The following is an 18,626-nucleotide window of genomic DNA, read 5'->3' on the forward strand; positions in this document are numbered from 1 at the left end:
GCAAACTCATTCAGTGCTGGCTGGTTGGGTTATCTCAAGGGCGGGATCATGCGGTGCGGGGTCGGCGTCGGGACGGGTGTCGTACAGGCCGTACTTTGCGATGTACTGGACCACGCCGTCCGGAACGAGGTACCAGACGGGGTTGCCCTCGGCCACCCGGGTGCGGCAGTCCGTGGAGGAAATCGCCATGGCCGGAACCTCCAGGAGGCTGACGTCCTTGCGGCCCATGCCGTCCAGGACATGCCCGGGCCGGGTGACGCCCACGAAGTGCGCCAGCGACCACAGCTCATCAATGTCCTTCCAGGACAAGATCTGCGCCAGGGCGTCCGCGCCGGTGATGAAGAAGAGATCGGCGTCGGGGCGCAGCGTGCGGAGGTCGCGCAGGGTGTCGATGGTGTAGGTCGGGCCCGGACGGTCCACGTCCACCCTGCTGACGGTGAACCGGGGGTTCGAGGCCGTGGCAATGACCGTCATGAGGTACCGGTGCTCGGCCTCACTGACCTTCTTGGCGCTCTTCTGCCAGGGCTCGCCTGTGGGGACGAACACGACTTCGTCGAGGTCGAATTTGGCCGCGACCTCACTGGCCGCGACGAGGTGTCCGTGATGGATGGGGTCGAACGTGCCGCCCATCACACCCAGACGCAGGCGGCGCTCGGCGCCGCGCTGCCTCCTGGTGGCGGAAATAATTAGTGACCCTGGCCGTGATCGTGCTTGTTAGGGTGCTGGCGGTGCGGATCCGCGTGCTCTTCCACGACTGCGTGGCGCTTGCCCAGGTTGGAGTAGGACAGCGTGATCAGCAGCAGGACCACCAGAATGGCGAACATGGTACCGCCAATGACAAACGGCGGTGCGATGAGCGGCGCGAGTTCCTCGTGGCCTGATTCGCCAGCGGCGGCGACGAAAGTGGCGATCTGCTGCGACAGCATGTTCTCCCCTAAAGAGTTCAAAAGGTGACGACGGCGGAGGTGTCCGCCGTTCCGGTCTTCCGTTCCATGTTACAGGGTTGCTAACCCCGGATCTGGCCCTCGCCCTGCACGATCCACTTGGTGGTGGTCAGTTCCGTCAGCCCCATGGGGCCCCGGGCATGGAGCTTCTGGGTGGAGATCCCCACCTCGGCGCCGAGGCCGAGTTCCCCGCCGTCGGTGAAGCGGGTGGAGGCGTTCACAATCACGGCCGCCGAATCGATCTCGGCGATGAAGCGCTCCGCGTTGGCGAGGTCGTTGGTCAGGATCGCCTCGGTGTGGCCGGTGGACCACTTGCGGATGTGCCGCACCGCCTCGTCCAGGCTGTCCACCATGGCCACGGCCAGGTCCAGGTCCATGTATTCGGTGGCCCAGTCCTCCTCTGTGGCGGGCACGGAGTCGATGGACGCCGGCAGGGCGGCGCGGATGCGCTGGTCAGCGTGCAGGGTGACCCCGGCGGAGTGCAGGGCGGCCGCGACGGCGGGCAGGACAGTCGACTTGGAGTGCACCAGGAGGGTTTCCACCGTGTTGCAGACGCTGGGCCGCTGGGTCTTGGCGTTGAGCAGGATGTCGACGGCCATGTCCTCGCTGGCGGACGCGTCGAGGAAGATGTGGACGTTGCCTTCGCCGGTCTCGATGACCGGGACGGAGGAGTTGGTCACGACGGCCTGGATGAGTTCGCGGCCGCCGCGGGGAATGAGGACGTCGACCCGGCCGCGGGCCCGCATGAGCGCGTTGGCGCCGTCGCGGCCGTACTGGTCCACGGTCTGGACGGCGTCGGCGGGCAGGCCCACCGATTCCAGGGCGTCCCGGAGGATCGTGACGAGGGCGGAATTGGTCGCGGCGGCGGCGGTTCCGCCGCGCAGGATCACGGCGTTTCCGCTCTTCAGGGCCAGGCCGGCGATATCGACGGTGACGTTGGGACGGGCCTCGTAGATCGCGGCCACGACGCCCATGGGGACGTTGACTTGGCGGAGGCGCAGCCCGTTGGGCAGGGTTTGGCCGCGCACCACGTTCCCGACCGGATCGGGCAGGGTGGCGAGGTTCTCCAGGGCAGCGGCGAGGGCTGTGATGCGTGCGTCGTTCAGGGTCAGGCGGTCCAGGAGGGCCGTGCTGGTGCCGTTGGCGCGGCCGGCCGCGATGTCCTTGGCGTTGGCGGCGAGGATCTGGCTCTTGTGCTCCAGCAGCGCCTTGCCGATGGCGCGCAGGCCACGGTCCTTCCAGGCCCGGTTGGCGTGCGCCATCTTGCGGGACGCATGGCGCGAGCGGTCGGCGATGGCGTGGACGGCGGCTTCGACGTCGGCCGCCACTGCTTCAGGTGCCGGACCCGGCGATCCGAACCCCTGGGCGGGCACAGTGCCGCCGGCAGCGGCAGCATCGGAGGGTGCGTTGTCGGCGGGCACGGCAGCGGAAGTCAGGGCCTCAGTCATAGGTCCAGTTTAGGCGAGCAGGAGTCCTAGACCAGCACCAGATCGTCAACATGAACAACTTCGCGGTCATAGCCCCGGCCCAGTGCCTTGCCGAGCTCACGGGTGGAACGACCGAGCATTTGGGGCAGCTCGGCGGCGGAATAGTTCACCAGTCCGCGCGCGATGACGGTGTGGTCGGGGGAAACCATCTCCACGGCGTCACCGGCCTCGAAGTGGCCGTGCACCGCGGCGATCCCGGCCGGCAGCAGCGAGGTGTGGCGGTCGCGGACGGCCTTGACGGCGCCGTCGTCGAGCACCAGTGTGCCTTGGACGGACGCCAGGTGGGCGAGCCACAGGAGCCGGATCGGCTTGCGTGCGCCGTTGACGGAGAACCACGTTCCCACGTCCTCCCCCGCCAGTGCCGCCGCCGCGTTGGGCGTGGACGTCACGAGGGCGTGGATGCCGGAGCCGGCGGCGATGCCGGCGGCTTCGACCTTGGTCGCCATGCCGCCGGTACCCACGCCGGCTTTGCCGGCGCTTCCGATCGACACGCCGTCGAGGTCGTGGGGGCCGGAGACGTGCGGAATCCGTTTGGCACCGTGCGACGGCGGACCATCGTAGAGGGAGTCGACGTCGGACAGCAGCACGAGCGCGTCGGCCCGGACCAGGTGGGCCACGAGGGCGGCGAGCCGGTCGTTGTCGCCGAAGCGGATTTCGTGGGTGGCGACGGTGTCGTTTTCGTTGACCACCGGGACCACACCAAGGTTCAGGAGCCGGTCCAGTGCACGGAACGCGTTGGTGTGCTGGCTGCGGCGCATGAAGTCATCGGCGGTCAGGAGTACCTGGCTGACGGTGACCCCGTGCGCGCCGAACGCGTGCGTGTACCGCGCCATGAGGAGGCCCTGGCCCACGCTGGCGGCCGCCTGCTGGGTGGCGAGGTCGCGCGGGCGTTTCTCGAGTCCCAGCGGGGCCAGGCCGGCGGCGATCGCACCGGAGGACACCAGGATGATTTCCGCGCCGGCGTTGCGCTTGTGCGCCAGGGCGTCGGCGAGGTTTGTCACGGCCTCTTCCGAGATTCCGCCCCTGATCGACGTCAGGGACGACGATCCCACCTTGACGACGATCCGGCGGGCCCCGGAAAGCGCCGAGCGGTCCGGGGCCGGCAGCTCGTGCGCCTTCAGGGTGTGGGCGGCGGCCGGCCGGGAACGGTGCTCGACGACGGTCTTACTCGTCATCGGCTTCGCCCAGTCCACTCTCCTTCAGCGGCTGCCGGGCGCGGCGGCCGCTGACGGACTCGGTCCAGATGCCGGCCTTGCGCTCCGCTTCGAGCTCGGCACGGGCTGCGGCTTTGGCCTCGCGGCGCTCCTGCTGTTCCTCGCGCTTCTGGCCGCGCGTCGGGCGGTCGCCGATGTCGGCGAAGCGCACGTCGGTGCCGCGCGGCGAGGCGAGCAGTTCGGCGCCGGCCATCATGGTCGGCTCCCAGTCGAAGACGACGCCGTCGTCCTCGCCGATCACCACGGTGTCGCCCGGCTTGGCGCCCTGCTTGAAGAGTTCGGTTTCGACGCCGAGCTTCGCGAGGCGGTCGGCGAGGTAGCCGATCGCTTCCTCGTTGGTGAAGTCGGTCTGCTTGACCCAGCGCACAGGCTTGTCGCCGAGGACACGGAAGAGCGGTTCGAGGTTCTTCTCCTCGCGTCGGATGGTGAAGCCGGTTTCGTTGACGGCGCGCGGGCGCAGCACCGGAGCGTGCACCTTCGGCGGGGTGGCGGCGACGGCGTCGCGGGCATTCTTGACGATCTCGGCCATGGCGAAGCCCAGCTGGCGCAGGCCTTCGTGGCTCGTCGCGGAGATCTCGAAGACCTTGTAGCCGCGGGATTCCAGTTCGGGGCGGACGAACTCGGCCATGTCCTTGCCATCCGGCAGGTCCACCTTGTTCAGGGCCACCAGGCGGGGGCGGTGGTTCAGCGGAACCACTTCGCCGTCGCTGCCGGCGTAGCTCATGTCCACGGCGTACTTCTCGAGCTCGGCCTCGATGATGGCGAGGTCGGAGAGCGGATCACGGTCCGATTCCAGCGTTCCGCAGTCCAGCACGTGCACCAGTGCGGCGCAGCGCTCCACGTGCCGCAGGAAGTTGTGGCCCAGGCCCTTGCCCTCGCTGGCGCCCTCGATCAGGCCCGGGACGTCAGCGATCGTGAAGCGCACGTCCCCGGCCTGGACGACGCCCAGATTGGGGATGAGGGTGGTGAAGGGGTAATCGGCGATCTTGGGCCGCGCTGCGGACATCGCCGCGATGAGGCTTGACTTGCCGGCGGAGGGGAAACCGACCAGGGCGATGTCGGCGATGGTCTTCAGTTCCAGGACGATGTCGCTGGATTCGCCTTCGATGCCGAGCAGCGCGAAGCCCGGGGCGCGCCGCTTCTGCGAGGACAGCGCGGCGTTGCCGAGGCCACCAATGCCGCCGGCGGCAGCAACGTATTCGGCGCCTTCGCCAACGAGGTCGGCCAGGACTTCGCCGGACTTGGACTTCACCACGGTGCCCTCGGGAACCGGGAGGATCAGGGTCTCGCCGTTCTTGCCGCCGCGCCAGTCACCCATGCCGGGACCGCCGTTGGTCGCGTGCCGGTGCGGGGCGTGGTGGTAGTCCAGGAGGGTGGTGGTCTGCGGGTCGACCCGCAGGATGACGTCGCCGCCGTTGCCGCCGTTGCCGCCGTCGGGACCGCCGAGGGGCTTGAACTTCTCCCGGTGCACGGAAACGCAGCCGTGGCCGCCGCTACCGCCGGATACGTGCAGTACTACCCGGTCTACAAAGCTGGCCACGTGGATCTCCTCAGTGCTGTTCCCCGGGGCCCAAGAAGGCCCCAGTTGATTGTAATGCGGTTAAAACACCGGTGGAGCGGACCTACTGGCCCGCCCCACCGACTTGGAACTTGTTGTTACTCTGCAGCTGCTGCAGCCACGATGTTCACAACGCGACGACCGCGGCGGGTGCCGAACTCGACGGCGCCGGGGGTCAGGGCGAACAGGGTGTCGTCGCCGCCGCGGCCCACGCCTGCACCCGGGTGGAAGTGGGTGCCGCGCTGGCGGACGATGATCTCGCCTGCGGAAACTACCTGGCCGCCGAAGCGCTTGACGCCGAGGTACTGAGCGTTGGAGTCACGACCGTTGCGGGTGGAACTCGCGCCTTTTTTATGTGCCATGTGAAATGCCTGCCTTTAAATTCTGGGGAATCTGTTGAAAACCTGAACAGTAACGGGAGGTTACTTGATACCGGTGATCTTGACCTTGGTCAGTTCCTGACGGTGACCCTGGCGCTTCTTGTAGCCGGTCTTGTTCTTGAACTTCTGGATGACGATCTTCGGACCACGGAGGTCTTCGAGGATCTCAGCCGTAACGGTTACCTTGGCCAGGTCCGCAGCAGCGGACGTGACCTTCTCGCCGTCAACCAGGAGCAGTGCGGGCAGCTCAATGGTGCTGCCGGCGCCACCGGCGACGCGGTTCAGGGTAACGAAGTCTCCAACGGAAACCTTCTCTTGGCGGCCGCCTGCGCGGACAATCGCGTACACCACTTGGGGGACTCACTTCTCTCGACGTTTATTACTAGATTTGCGTGCGGAACCTGGGACCAAAGTTTTTGGACCGGCTCACGCTGTGCCTCAACGCCGGTGGATTCCCCGGGGGAACCCATGAGCTATCCCCGCGACTGATCCATTTGGAGTTCCAAAGCGGACAGTTCTCAGGGGTATAACCCAAGTGTTGGCGTAAGCACCGAAGATCTAGAATACGCTAATTTCGCCTTCGGCCGCAAATGAGGCTGGTTCCGGCGGGTAGTCCGTGATAAGCACCACAATGTCCGGCTCAGTGGCCTTAAGCCCTGTGCCCTCTAACCTGTGGTGCCGCAACGACTGCCGGAACCGTGCCCCACCATCGTACCGGCTGCGGGGCGCCGGCCGGGTCAGGCGTGGAGCCTCGGCGCGTCGAAGAACTGCACTTCATAGCGCGAGGACTGCCGGAACGCCAAGGCCATGGCCTCCCGTTCGCCGGCGGAGGCCCGCCGGGCCGCCGCGTCAGTGAACGCGATGGCCTGCCGGGTCGCGGCGGCGAAGTCCTCGTCGGCGTAGGTCCGCAGCCAGTCGGCGTAGGGGTGCGCCTCCGGGGCGCCCCCGGCCAGGAACTCCGCGTGCAGGGTGGCGCCGACCTCGGCGTAGAGCCAGAAGCACGGCAGGGCCGCCGCCACGAGCACCCCGTAGCTGCCGGACACAGACGCGGCCAGCAAGTGGTCCACGTAGGACTTCGTGACCGGTCCCAGTGCGGCCTGTGCGGGGCGGGTGCTGAGCCAGGAACGGTGCAGCTCGGACTCCACTTCGAGGCACGTCTGCGCAGAGCGGGCCCAGAACAGCTGCTCGGCCTCGGTCGGAGCGATCGCGGCGGCTCGGGCCAGGACCCGGGCGTAGCCATTGAGGTAGATGGCGTCCTGGGCCAGGTAGTAGGCGAACTCGTGCTCGGGCAGCGTGCCCTCGGCGAGTCCGCGGATGAAGTCCAGGGCGTAGATGGCGTCGAGGTCGGCTGAGGCCCCGGCACGCAGGGCCGCGGCGAACTCGCCCTCAGCCGGTCCCATGCTTGCTGCGCGGCCCTGCACGTGGTGGAAGTGATGGACCGGACCGTTCCCTGTGCCGACGTCCAGGACCGTGGCTTCGCGGAGCGCGCCGAGCAGCCACGGCTTGACCTCCCGCAGCGACTGCTCCCAGTCCCCCGTCCTGGCTTGCACCGTCGCCATGGCCGAGGACAGGGAGCATCCGGTGCCGTGGCTGTTGGTCGTGGCGATCCGCTCCCCCGGCACCACCACGGTCTCCTGGCCCAGCAGGCCCCCGGTGTTGACCAGCGCGTCCGGGCAGCCCTCCCCGGCCGGTGCGGCGCCGTCGTTGTGGTCGCCGTCGTCCTTGGTGCTGCCGGCGAGGTGCCCGCCCTTCACCAGCACCGTGGTGCCGGTCAGCGCAGCCAGGCGTTTGCCCTGGGCCAGGGCCTCGGCCCAGTCCCCCGCGACCGGTTCCTTGAGCAGGATGGCGAGTTCGGCAAGGTTCGGCGTGATGAGGTCCGCCAGCGGCAGGAGTGACTGCAGGGCCGCCTCGGCCGATTCCTGCAGGAGGCGGTCACCGCTGGTGGCAACCATCACCGGATCCAGGACCACGACGGCGGGGCGCACCTTCTCCAGCCAGGTGCCCACGGCATCGATCACCGCGGCGTCGCCCAGCATGCCGATTTTGACCGCGTCGATGCCGATGTCATCGCTGATGGCGTCCAGCTGCGCGGTGAGGAACCCGGCCGGAGGTACATGCACGGCCCGCACGCCGCGCGTGTTCTGCGCCGTCAGGGCCGTGATGGCCGCCATGCCGTAGCCGCCGTGGGCCGCGATGCTCTTCAGGTCGGCCTGGATCCCGGCCCCGCCGGAAGGATCGGAGCCGGCGATGGCCAGCACGCGCGGAACGCGGACGGGCTCGGACGGCTGAAACCCTGGGCGAGGCCCGGACGACAGAGAATCAGCGGGCAAAAAACCGGACTGTTTCAAGGGTGAGGTCATGTCAGACATCCCTTCGCCGGTGCTAACCGGACAGGTTCAACGGGTCTGGATCTCAGCCGGCCGAATGCGCGGCACCCCGTGTCAGGGTTCCAGCCTAACCGCTGACCCGGGCCGGGCCAGTTAACGGCAGGACGGGCCCGGGCCGGAGCGGACGTATTGTTACGCCTGCTCCGGCCCGGGCCCGCCGGGTCAGTGCTGAGGTTTTACAGCTCCGATGCCGGGACGCCGACGCCGAGGATGATCGGCTCGCTGCCGGCCGGGACAACCGGCCGGGCCGCGGGCGCCTTCGCCTCGTGGACCGAGCCGGCCGCAGCATGCCCGGTTGCCTCGTGGTGCTCCACCGAGGTCTCGTTGGCTGCGCCCTGGGCGCGGCTGGCGCTCCGGTTGCGGCGGCCGCGGCGGGCACGCGGTGCCGTGGTTTCCGCAGCACGCGCTGCCGGCGCGGCCTCGTCCTGCTTGGCAGCCTCGGGTTCGTCCTGCTTGGCTGCCTCGGCCTCGCCCAGGTTGGCGAAGGCTTCGGTCAGCAGATCCAGGCTCAGCGCCGGGGCCGGGGTGTCGTCGGCGTGCTCAACAAATGGCAGCGCAACCTGCTCACCGCCGAAGGTCAGCACGGCGGCAGGCCGGGCGGGGGCTTCACCGGGAGCTTCGCCAGATGCTTCCCCGGCGGCGGCTTCAACCTCGGCGAGCTTCCTGACGGCGTCGACGGCGGCCTGGCGGGCCCCCGCTTCGCTGGCCGCGGCAGCTTCCCCGTCGTGCAGGTGGGCGGCGTGGGCCGCGGCGGCGACCTTCGCCAGCGCGGCGCGGGTGGCTTCGGCCTTGGCGTGGCTTTCGGCCTCGGTCGGCTCGGGGTGGGCGGCGGCCGGTGCGGACGGAGCGGACTCCGGGCCCTGGCCCCGGCCGCGGCGGCGGCTCTTGCGCTCGGTGCGGGCGGCAGGCTGGGCCTCGGTCCGCGGGACGTAGTGCTCCGCCGCGACCGTGTTGGCGCGCCGGTGCTCGACCGGTTCGTCGTGGGTGACGACGCCGCGTCCGGCGCAGGCTTCACACTGTTCGCCGAAGACTTCCAGCAGCCCGGTGCCCATCCGTTTGCGGGTCATCTGCACGAGGCCCAGCGAAGTCACCTCGGCCACCTGGTGCTTGGTCCGGTCCCGGCCCAGGCATTCCACCAGGCGGCGGAGCACGAGGTCGCGGTTGGATTCGAGCACCATGTCGATGAAGTCGATCACGATGATGCCGCCGATGTCGCGCAGGCGCAGCTGCCGGACGACTTCCTCGGCCGCTTCGAGGTTGTTCTTGGTGACAGTTTCCTCAAGGTTGCCGCCGGAGCCGGTGAACTTGCCGGTGTTGACGTCCACCACGGTCATGGCTTCGGTACGGTCGATCACCAGGGAACCGCCCGAGGGCAGGAAGACCTTGCGGTCCAGCGCCTTGTGAATCTGCTCGTCGATGCGCCAGGCCGCGAAGATGTCCGTGTCCTTGGTCCACTTCTCGAGCCGGCCCACCAGGTCCGGTGCCACGTAGGTCACGTAGGCCTCGATGGTGTCCCAGGCCTCCTCGCCGGAGACAATCAGCTTGGAGAAGTCCTCGTTGAAGACGTCACGGACCACCTTGATGGTCAGGTCAGGCTCGCCGTAGAGGAGCTCGGGGGCCAGGATCTTCGAGGACGTCGACTGGTTCTCGATGCCTTCCCACTGTGCGCGGAGGCGGTTGATGTCGTGCGTCAGTTCTTCCTCGGACGCGCCCTCGGCCGCGGTGCGGACAATGACGCCCGCGTCCTCGGGCAGGCGGTCTTTGAGGATCCGCTTGAGGCGGTTGCGTTCGACGTCGGGCAACTTGCGGGAGATGCCGGTCATGGAGCCGCCGGGCACGTACACCAGGTAGCGGCCCGGCAGCGAGATCTGGCTGGTGAGCCGGGCGCCCTTGTGGCCGACCGGGTCCTTGGTGACCTGGACCAGGACGGAGTCGCCGGACTTGAGCGCGTTCTCGATCCGCCGCTGCTTGCCCTCGAGGTTGACGGCGTCCCAGTTGACTTCGCCGGCGTACAGGACGGCGTTGCGGCCGCGTCCGATGTCCACGAATGCAGCTTCCATGGAGGGCAGCACATTCTGGACCTTGCCCAGGTAGACGTTGCCGATCAGGGAGTCCTGCTGGGTCTTGGACACGAAGTGCTCGGCCAGGACGCCGTCTTCGAGGACGCCGATCTGGATTCTGTCGTCGCGCTGGCGGACGATCATCTGCCGGTCCACGGATTCGCGGCGGGCCAGGAACTCGGCCTCCGTGATGACGGTGCGGCGGCGGCCTGTGTCGCGGGATTCGCGGCGGCGCTGCTTCTTGGCCTCGAGCCGGGTGGAACCCTTGACCGAGGTGACCCGGTTGCTGGCCGGGGCTTCGCTGATCGCGCGGGGCGCACGCACCCGGGTGACCGTGTTGGGCGGATCGTCGTCCCCGCCGCCGGTCAGTTCCAGGTCCTGGTCGCCGCGGCGGCGGCGACGACGGCGGCGCGAGGTCACCCCGTCCTCGAGCGCCACGTCCTGGCCTTCGTCGCCTTCTTCGTCGGTGCCTTCACCTTCGGTGCCGGACTCGGCGGCGGTACGACTGCGACCGCGCCGGCCGCGGCTGCGGCGGCGACGGCGGCTGCCGGCGTCCTCGTCCTCGTCGGCTTCCTCTTCTTCGGTTTCGGCGGCCGCCGGGGCCGGGCGCACCACAGTGCTGAGGTCGGGGGCCTGGAAGATCACGGACGTCAGCGCACCAGGCTCCAGGAACAGCGACGAGGCCGGGCGTTCCGTCGGTTCCTCGGACCGCGCCTCGGCGGCCGCCGGCTCGGCGGGAGCTTCGGCGGGGGCTTCTTCAGCGGCGGCCGCCGCGGCGGGGGCGGTCTCCACGGGTGCCGCTTCGGCCGGAGCTTCAGCGGGCGCTGCTGCGCTTGCCTCGGCTGTGGCGGCTTCGGCCGGGGCCTCCCCTGCGGGGGCCGCTGCGGGTGTCTCTGCCGCCGCTTCGGCTTTGGGGGCGGCCTTGGCCCGGGTGGCCCGGCGCCGGACCGGCTTCTCGGCGACGGCAGGCTCGGCGGCTGCAGGGGCAACCTCGGCTGCACCGGCGGGAACGCCGGCGTCGGCTTCCTCGGCGAACGCAGGCAGTGGTTCCGGCGCGGTCACCGGCTTGCGGGCACGGGTGCGCCGTGCCGGCGCCTTGGCCTTGCTCTCTGGGGCAGCAGCGCTTTCAGGGGCGGCATCAGTCGTTCCGGCCGCTTCCGAAGCGGGGAGGGGCTCATCCGACTCAGCAGCGGCTGCCAGGGCCGCCGCCTCAGCGACGGCCTCCGCGGCCGCCGCGGCGTCCACCTTTGCGACGGGCGCCTTGCGCCGGGTCCGGACCGCCCTCTTCGGCGCTGCCGGAGCCTCGGTTTCGGCCGTTTCAGCATTTTCCCCGGCAACTGCTCGTTCTTCGTTACCGGCTACAACCTGGTCATTATCCATATGTGGCGACACTCCTGCCCCTGATGCGCCGCCACATCCGGCGCCCGTTGGGGCAAATATGCGTCAACACCCGCGGGCATTGACAGAAGTCAATTGGGTACCCTCAGGTTCGCACCGACAGTGGGGTGCGGCAGCCCTGGAGGGCCGGCGAGATTGTTGTGGAACCCGTTGACCCAAACGTCACAACCAGGTGCCGTCCAATGGCATTGCGGGACAGCCGGAACCATGAGGATCCGCAGCTCCCTGCTCATCATTGGCGGTCTTGAAACAAAATCGCCGGACCGGAATCCGGATGTGGATCGGGTTCCAGCCACGATCATTGTCTCACAGGAGCCGTCAAAGCTGGCGTAGGCCGGGCTGGAAGTGCGCCGGCGGCTACGTTACGAGGTGGCCGGTACTCTGCGGTTCCGTCCAGTCTGCGGCGTTACAATCAGGCCAGAAGCACACGGTCAAAACGATCAAAAGGACACACATTCCATGCCCGAGATTTCCAGCACGTCCGGCGACGCGACCGTGCATCTTCCGGACGCCGGCACGGCCTCCGCGGACCGTCCCCTTCCCGCGATGACCCGTGACCGCCCGTTCGCCTGGCTACTGCTGATCACCGGCGTGGTCGGCTGGCTCGCCTCCGGCGCCCTGGTCCTGGAGAAACTGGAAGTCCTGAAGAACCCGAACCACGTCACGATCTGCGATGTGAATCCGTGGATTTCCTGCGGCCAGGTGATGCAGACGCCGCAAAGTTCCGTGTTCGGATTCCCGAACATGTTCATCGGCATCGTCGCGTTCGCGGTGATCATCACCACAGCCATGGGCCTGCTGGCCGGCGCCAAATTCTCCCGCTGGTACTGGCTGGGGCTTCAGACGGGCGTCACGCTGGGCTTCGTCTTCGTCGTCTGGCTGTGGTCCCAGGCTCTCTATTCCATCCACATCCTCTGCCCGTTCTGCATGATCGTCTGGGCCGCCATGATCCCGCTGTTCGTCTGGGTGACGGTCCGCAACATCACCCACGGCGTGATCGCGCTTCCCGCGGGACCCACCAAGGTCCTGGGCGACTCCGGCTGGATCATCGTCGCCCTGCTGTACGTGGGCGTCATCGCCTCGATCTTCTTCGCCTTCATCCAGGTCTTCATCGGGACGTCCGGCTACTAAAAGCAGCACCTACGCGAAAAGCCGGGGCTGGTGTTCGGAATCGAACACCAGCCCCGGCTTTTTTGCGCCGCCACCGCGGCCGGCGGAACCTTAGAACCAGATCTTGATCTCACGCTCGGCGGATTCCGCTGAATCCGAGCCGTGGACCAGGTTCTGCTGCACGGCCAGGCCCCAGTCGCGGCCGAAGTCGCCGCGGATGGTGCCGGGTGCCGCCGTCGTCGGGTCCGTGGTGCCGGCGAGGGAGCGGAAGCCCTCGATCACGCGGTGGCCTTCGAAGATCGCGGCGACCACCGGGCCGCTGAGCATGAACTCAACCAGCGGCTCGTAGAACGGCTTGCCGACGTGCTCCTCGTAGTGCTGCTCCAGCAGTTCGCGGCTCGCGTCGACTTTTTTGAGCTCGGCCAGGGTGTAGCCCTTGGCTTCGATCCGGGCCAGGATGGCGCCGGAGAGGTTGCGGGCGACGCCGTCGGGCTTGATCAGGACGAGGGTGCGCTCAATGCTCACAGCTGCTCCAATGTGTTGGGGTGGGGTTCGGACTAAGTCTAGTTGGTCTGCTCTTCGGGGTGGGCGGCTTCCCATTCGGCCTGCTCGCGCTCCCGCTGGGCGGCTTCCCGGTCAATCCGGATCCCGGTGCGGATGCCGTACCACCAGGCCACGGCGAAGAGGCCGCCGACCACATACATGGCGGGTTCCACGAGGCCGGCAAGGATCAGGACGAGCTGCAGGACCCAGCCGAGGGCCACCCCCCACGGTTTCGTGAGCACCGCGCAGGTGAAGATGTACAGCAGGCACAGGCCGATCCCCACGGGGAAGACGACGGTGGCCGGAATCTCGTTCCGGTGCAGCCCGAAGACGGCCAGCATCCCGAAGAGGACCACGAATGCTTCCAGCAGCAGGACCGTGGAGGCGAACAGGACCTTGGTGGAGCGCCGCTTTTTGGGCATGCCCGGGCGCCATTCGCGCTGGGCTTTGGTCAGTTTGGCCATCGTTTACGAGTCCGCCTTTCCGAGCAGGATCCGGGCATCGGCGACAAGTGTGATCGAACCGGTCACGAGGACCCCGCCGGCGGGCTCGTTGTCGGCGTCGGCGCGTTCCACGGCCCATTCGAGGGCGTCGTCGAGTTTTTCGGCCACGTGGATGTTTTCCTCGCCGAACCCGAGATCGAGGGCGATCTCGGCGAGCTCCTCGGCCGGCACGGCCCGGGGCGAGTTGGACTGGGTGAAGCAGTATTCGGTGGCGAGTGCGCCCAGGGACTCCTTGAGCTGGCGGAGGATCTCCTCGGCGTCCTTTTCCTTCAGGACGCCCACCACCACCACGAGCTTGGTGAAGTTGAACGCCTCGTGGATGGCTTCGGCGGAAACCCTGATGCCCGCGGGGTTGTGGGCGGCGTCCACCAGGATCGTCGGTGAGTTGCGGACCACCTCGAGCCGGCCCGGGGACGTGACGGTGGCGAAGGCCTCCTGCAGGATTTCAGTGTCGATCGCCTTTTCACCGCCGAAGAACGCTTCGAGCGCGGCAATCGCGACGGCGGCGTTCTCGGCCTGGTGCGCGCCGTGCAGCGGCACCAGCAGGTCCTCGTAGCGGCCGGCGAGGCCCTGGATGGTGACCATCTGGCCGCCGACGGCGACCGTGCGGGACTCCACGCCGAACTCCACGCCCTCGAAGCGGAACGGCACGTTGACTTCCCGGGCCTTCTCGAGCAGGACCTGGGCCGCGTCCACCGGCTGCGCCGCGCTGACCAGGAAGCCGCCGGGCTTGATGATGCCGGCCTTCTCGTAGGCGATGTCCCCGGTGGTGTCGCCCAGGAGCTCCGTGTGGTCCAGGGAGATCGGCGTGACCACGGAGACCTGGCCGTCGCCGACGTTTGTGGCGTCGGTGATGCCGCCCAGGCCCACTTCGATCACGGCGACGTTGACCGGCTGGTCCGCGAAGATCGCGAAGCCCAGGATGGTCAGGCACTCGAAGTAGGTCAGGCGCGGCTGGCCCTCAGCTTCGAGTTCACTGTCCACGATCTGCAGGTACGGCCGGATCTCGTCCCAGATGCGCACGAAAGTCTCATCCGGCACCGGCGCGCCGTCGATACTGATCCGTTCGGTGACCTTGGACAGGTGCGGGCTTGTGTAGCGGCCGGTGCTCAGGCCGTGGGCGCGCAGCCCGGCCTCGATCATCCGGGCCGTGGAGGTTTTGCCGTTGGTGCCGGTGACGTGGATGATCGGGAACGCCTTGTTCGGCTCCCCCAGGATCTCCATCGCGCGGAACAGCGGGGCAAGCCGCGGTTCCATCTTGTTTTCCGGCGCCCGGCCCAGGAGTTCGGCGTAGACGCTTTCCACGGAGAATTCGTCGGTCGGTTCGAATGACATGGTTCACGCCCCTACTTCTGCGGTGGTCTTCGCAACACTGACCTGCGGTTCCTTGACGTCGGCCGGGACAGTGTCCAGCCGGACCGTCAGGGTCTCGGCGGTGACGAGCTCCTCGTTGGCCAGCAGGGCGTCGATGATCTCCGGCGTCGCGGTGACGGTGGTGTGGATCCGGTCGCTGACGTTGAGCCCGGCGTCCTTGCGGGCCTGCTGGATGGCGCGGACCATGTCGCGGGCCGCTCCTTCGGCCTCAAGCTCCGGGGTGACCTCGGTGTTGAGGACCACGAACCCGCCGCCGGGCAGCACGGCGGCAGCCCGGGAACCGGCGCCTTCCGCGGTTTCGGCCACGACCGTTTCGAGGGTGTATTCGTGCGGCTCGAGTTCGAGTCCGCCGGCGGTGACCGTGCCCTCGCCGCTGACAGACCAGTCGCCGGACTTCGAGGCCTTGATGGCCTGCTGCACATTCTTGCCCAGGCGCGGACCGGCGGCGCGGGCGTTGACCACGAGCTTCTGCTCAATGCCGAACTCCTCCGGGGAGGCGGTGTCGGCGTCGAGCACGCGAACGGCACGCAGGTTCAGTTCATCGGCGACGACGGCGGCGAAGCCTTCCAGCGCCGCAGCCCCGGGCGCCACGACGGTGAGCTCCTGCAGCGGCAGGCGCACACGCAGGTTCGCGGCCTTGCGCAGCGAGGAGCCGGTGGAACAGATCTGCTGCACCCGGTCCATCGCCTCGACCAGGTCCGGGTTGGCCGGGAACAGGTCCGCGTCCGGCCAGTCGGCCAGGTGCACCGAGCGTCCGCCGGTGAGGCCGCGCCAGATTTCCTCGGTGACCAGCGGCAGGAGCGGGGCCGCGACCCGGCAGACGGTTTCGAGCGCCGTGTAGAGGGCGTCGAAGGCGTCGGCGTTCTCGTCGAAGAAACGCTGGCGGCTCCGACGGACATACCAGTTGGTGAGCATGTCCAGGTAGCCGCGGAGCTCGTCGCAGGCCCCGGAGATGTCGTAGCTGTCCAGCTGGGCGGTCATGTGCCGGACGAGGTCGCCCGTGTTCGCCATCAGGTACGTATCCAGGGTGTCGGCGTAGCCGTCGTAGCGCAGCTTCGCGTCATAGCCGGCCGCTTGTCCTGCTGCAGCGTTAGCCGCGTTGGTGTACAGCGTGAAGAAGCTGTACACGTTCCACAGCGGCAGGATGACCTGGCGGACGCCGTCGCGGATGCCCTGCTCGGTGACCACAAGGTTGCCGCCGCGCAGGATCGGGCTGGACATCAGGAACCAGCGCATGGCGTCGGAACCGTCACGGTCCAGGACCTCGGAGACGTCCGGGTAGTTGCGCAGGCTCTTGGACATCTTCTGCCCGTCCGAGCCCAGGACGATGCCGTGGCTGATGACGTTGCGGAAGGCCGGGCGGTCGAACAGCGCGGTGGAAAGGATGTGCAGCATGTAGAACCAGCCGCGGGTCTGGCCGATGTACTCGACGATGAAGTCCGCCGGGTTGTGGGTGTCGAACCATTCCTCGTTCTGGAACGGGTAGTGCACCTGGCCGTAGGGCATGGAGCCGGAGTCGAACCAGACGTCCAGGACATCCTCGACGCGGCGCATCACCGACTGGCCCTCTTCCGGGGTGCGGGGGTCATCCGGGTTCGGGCGGGTCAGCTCGTCGATGAAAGGCCGGTGCAGGTCCACCTGGCCGTCGTTGTTCAGCGGCAGCCGGCCGAAGTCGGCCTCGATCTCGGCCAGGGAACCGTAGACGTCGGTGCGCGGGTAGTCCGGGTCCGTGGACTGCCACACGGGGATGGGGCTGCCCCAGTAGCGGTTGCGGCTGATGGACCAGTCCCGGGCGTTGGCGAGCCACTTGCCGAACTGGCCGTCCTTGACGTTGCCAGGGATCCAGTTGATCTCCTGGTTGAGTTCGGACATGCGGTCTTTGAACTTGGTGACCTCGACGTACCAGGAGGACACGGCGCGGTAGATCAGCGGGTTGCGGCAGCGCCAGCAGTGCGGGTAGCTGTGCTCGTAGCTGGCCTGGCGGACCAGCCGGCCCTGGGCGCGCAGCGCCTGGGTGATGGGCTTGTTGGCCTCGAACACCTGCAGCCCGGCGATCCCGGCCAGCGGGCCGTGGCTGAACAGGGGCAGGAACTTCGCGCCCTCGTCGACGGAGAGGACCACGGGGATGCCGGCCTCTTCACAGACCTTCTGGTCGTCCTCGCCGTAGGCGGGAGCCTGGTGGACGATGCCGGTGCCGTCGGTGGTGGTGACGTAGTCGGCCACGAGGAAACGCCAGGCGTTCTCGGTGCCGTACTTTTCGGCGTCGTGGAAGTAGTCCCAGAGCGGCTCGTAGCTGAGCCCCTCGAGCTCGGCGCCGGCGTGCCGGGAGGTGACGGCAGCCTCGGCGGCGGCCACGCCCTCGGCGCCGTCGCCGTAGCCGAGGTCCTTGGCGTAGGCGCCCAGGAGGTCCGCGGCCAGCAGGAAGGACCCCGTGACCGGGGCGTCGGCCGCGGCGGCCTTAATCCCGTTCGGGCCGGCCGGCAGGACCACGTAGCTGATCTCCGGGCCGACGGCGAGCGCAGCGTTGGTGGGCAGCGTCCAGGGCGTGGTGGTCCAGGCGAGCGCCTGCACCCCGGCGAGTTGCCGGGACAGCCCGGATTCGCCGGCCGTGATGGGGAAGGTGACCGTGACGGTCTGGTCCTGGCGGTTCTTGTAGACGTCGTCGTCCATGCGCAGCTCATGGTTGGACAGCGGCGTCTCGTCCTTCCAGCAGTACGGCAGGACGCGGTAGCCGTTGTAGGTCAGACCCTTTTCGTGCAGCTGCTTGAAGGCCCACAGCACGGACTCCATGTACTCGACGTTGAGCGTCTTGTAGTCGTTGTCGAAGTCCACCCAGCGCGCCTGGCGGGTGACGTAGCTCTTCCACTCGTCGGCGTACTTCATCACGGAGGCACGGCAGGCGTCGTTGAACTTGTCGATCCCCATGGCCTCGATCTGGGTCTTGTCCGTCATGCCCAGCTGCTTCATGGCTTCCAGCTCGGCGGGCAGGCCGTGGGTGTCCCAGCCGAAGCGGCGCTCGACGCGGCGTCCGCGCTGGGTCTGGTACCGGCCCACGAGGTCCTTGGCGTAGCCGGTCAGGAGGTGGCCGTAGTGCGGCAGGCCGTTGGCGAAGGGCGGCCCGTCGTAGAACACGAATTCGTTGCTGCCGCGCTTTCCGCCAGGAAGATCAGAATCCCGCTGGTCGATGCTCGCCTGGAAGGTGCCGTCCTGGTCCCAGTACTTGAGGATGCGCTCCTCGATCTCCGGGAATTTGACGGAAGCGGACACTCCGGCGGAGGAGGAACTGCTGGCGTCGGAGGGTGCGGCTGAAGCCTTGGGGTAATGGGTCATCTCGACATCCTGGGTTGAGCGGCGAACACATGTATTCATTCAGGATGCGAGGACGGCCCCTGCGTTGTCTTTCGACACCGCGGGCACCGCGGTACCACCTCACTTACCGGTACCGGATGCGTATCTTTTCGAAAAACCATTCGAGAAAGTGGTGCACCGGCGTCGGCCGCTCATTACTGCTGTGACGGGCTTACCCGTCCGGTTCTACTGGCCCGGCTTGCGCTGCTGGTCGCCGCCGCATGCGAGGGTGTTCTTCCGGAAGCTCCCCGGTGATGGCCGGATCAACGCTGCTACGTCGATGTTACCCGAAAAAAGCCGTTGCCGAACGGCATCCGGGG

At 68.0% G+C, this 18,626-nt stretch carries 14 protein-coding genes and 1 riboswitch; of the genes, 1 reads left to right on the top strand and 13 read right to left on the bottom strand.

Annotated features, from left to right (window positions below):
• Window positions 1-6: 6 nt before the first annotated feature.
• From nadD to CFN17_RS07070, 9 genes are all read right to left on the bottom strand, one after another.
• Window positions 7-645, bottom strand: coding sequence for a nicotinate-nucleotide adenylyltransferase (gene nadD, locus CFN17_RS07030; protein WP_261792446.1), 639 nt, complete (start codon window positions 643-645; stop codon window positions 7-9).
• Between the two features lie 41 nt (window positions 646-686).
• Window positions 687-926, bottom strand: coding sequence for a hypothetical protein (locus CFN17_RS07035; RefSeq protein ID WP_208750720.1), 240 nt, complete (start codon window positions 924-926; stop codon window positions 687-689).
• Between the two features lie 80 nt (window positions 927-1,006).
• Window positions 1,007-2,392: a glutamate-5-semialdehyde dehydrogenase gene (locus CFN17_RS07040; protein WP_208750721.1), complete on the bottom strand. Its 1,386-nt coding sequence runs from the start codon at window positions 2,390-2,392 to the stop codon at window positions 1,007-1,009.
• A 26-nt stretch (window positions 2,393-2,418) separates the two neighbouring features.
• Complete coding sequence (gene proB, locus CFN17_RS07045; protein ID WP_261792397.1) at window positions 2,419-3,606, bottom strand: glutamate 5-kinase; 1,188 nt, start codon at window positions 3,604-3,606, stop codon at window positions 2,419-2,421.
• Window positions 3,596-5,185, bottom strand: coding sequence for a GTPase ObgE (gene obgE, locus CFN17_RS07050; protein WP_208750722.1), 1,590 nt, complete (start codon window positions 5,183-5,185; stop codon window positions 3,596-3,598). Before obgE ends, proB begins: the two co-directional genes overlap by 11 nt.
• Before the next feature lie 116 nt (window positions 5,186-5,301).
• The gene (rpmA, locus tag CFN17_RS07055) at window positions 5,302-5,565 is read right to left on the bottom strand and encodes a 50S ribosomal protein L27 (protein ID WP_009372867.1); all 264 of its coding nucleotides are present in this window, start codon (window positions 5,563-5,565) and stop codon (window positions 5,302-5,304) included.
• Between the two features lie 60 nt (window positions 5,566-5,625).
• Entirely contained in the window at window positions 5,626-5,934 is a 309-nt protein-coding gene (gene rplU, locus CFN17_RS07060) for a 50S ribosomal protein L21 (RefSeq protein ID WP_090953333.1), read from the bottom strand.
• A gap of 386 nt (window positions 5,935-6,320) precedes the next feature.
• The gene (locus CFN17_RS07065) at window positions 6,321-7,943 is read right to left on the bottom strand and encodes a bifunctional hydroxymethylpyrimidine kinase/phosphomethylpyrimidine kinase (RefSeq protein WP_395926508.1); all 1,623 of its coding nucleotides are present in this window, start codon (window positions 7,941-7,943) and stop codon (window positions 6,321-6,323) included.
• Window positions 7,935-8,032: riboswitch (TPP riboswitch) on the bottom strand. It overlaps the preceding gene by 9 nt.
• A gap of 114 nt (window positions 8,033-8,146) precedes the next feature.
• On the bottom strand, window positions 8,147-11,410 hold the full coding sequence (locus CFN17_RS07070; RefSeq protein ID WP_208750724.1) for an Rne/Rng family ribonuclease: 3,264 nt from the start codon (window positions 11,408-11,410) through the stop codon (window positions 8,147-8,149).
• Window positions 11,411-11,887: 477 nt separating this feature from the next.
• Here CFN17_RS07070 and CFN17_RS07075 point away from each other — a divergent pair, with 477 nt between their 5' ends.
• The gene (locus CFN17_RS07075) at window positions 11,888-12,559 is read left to right on the top strand and encodes a vitamin K epoxide reductase family protein (protein ID WP_208750725.1); all 672 of its coding nucleotides are present in this window, start codon (window positions 11,888-11,890) and stop codon (window positions 12,557-12,559) included.
• A 90-nt stretch (window positions 12,560-12,649) separates the two neighbouring features.
• Here the strand turns inward: CFN17_RS07075 and ndk are convergent, their stop codons facing one another.
• Genes ndk through ileS form a run of 4 tightly spaced genes read right to left on the bottom strand, consistent with a single transcriptional unit; the run spans window position 12,650 to window position 18,288 of the window.
• Window positions 12,650-13,063: a nucleoside-diphosphate kinase gene (ndk, locus tag CFN17_RS07080; protein WP_208750726.1), complete on the bottom strand. Its 414-nt coding sequence runs from the start codon at window positions 13,061-13,063 to the stop codon at window positions 12,650-12,652.
• A 38-nt stretch (window positions 13,064-13,101) separates the two neighbouring features.
• Window positions 13,102-13,545 carry a DUF4233 domain-containing protein gene (locus CFN17_RS07085; protein WP_208750727.1) on the bottom strand — a complete coding sequence of 148 codons (444 nt, stop codon included), beginning with the start codon at window positions 13,543-13,545 and terminating at the stop codon, window positions 13,102-13,104.
• 3 nt (window positions 13,546-13,548) lie between these two features.
• The gene (locus tag CFN17_RS07090; protein ID WP_208750728.1) at window positions 13,549-14,919 is read right to left on the bottom strand and encodes a folylpolyglutamate synthase/dihydrofolate synthase family protein; all 1,371 of its coding nucleotides are present in this window, start codon (window positions 14,917-14,919) and stop codon (window positions 13,549-13,551) included.
• 3 nt (window positions 14,920-14,922) lie between these two features.
• Complete coding sequence (gene ileS / locus CFN17_RS07095) at window positions 14,923-18,288, bottom strand: isoleucine--tRNA ligase (protein WP_208750729.1); 3,366 nt, start codon at window positions 18,286-18,288, stop codon at window positions 14,923-14,925.
• Window positions 18,289-18,626 lie beyond the last annotated feature (338 nt).

The sequence above is a fragment of the Arthrobacter sp. PM3 genome (assembly GCF_003352915.1).
Classification (GTDB): domain Bacteria; phylum Actinomycetota; class Actinomycetes; order Actinomycetales; family Micrococcaceae; genus Arthrobacter.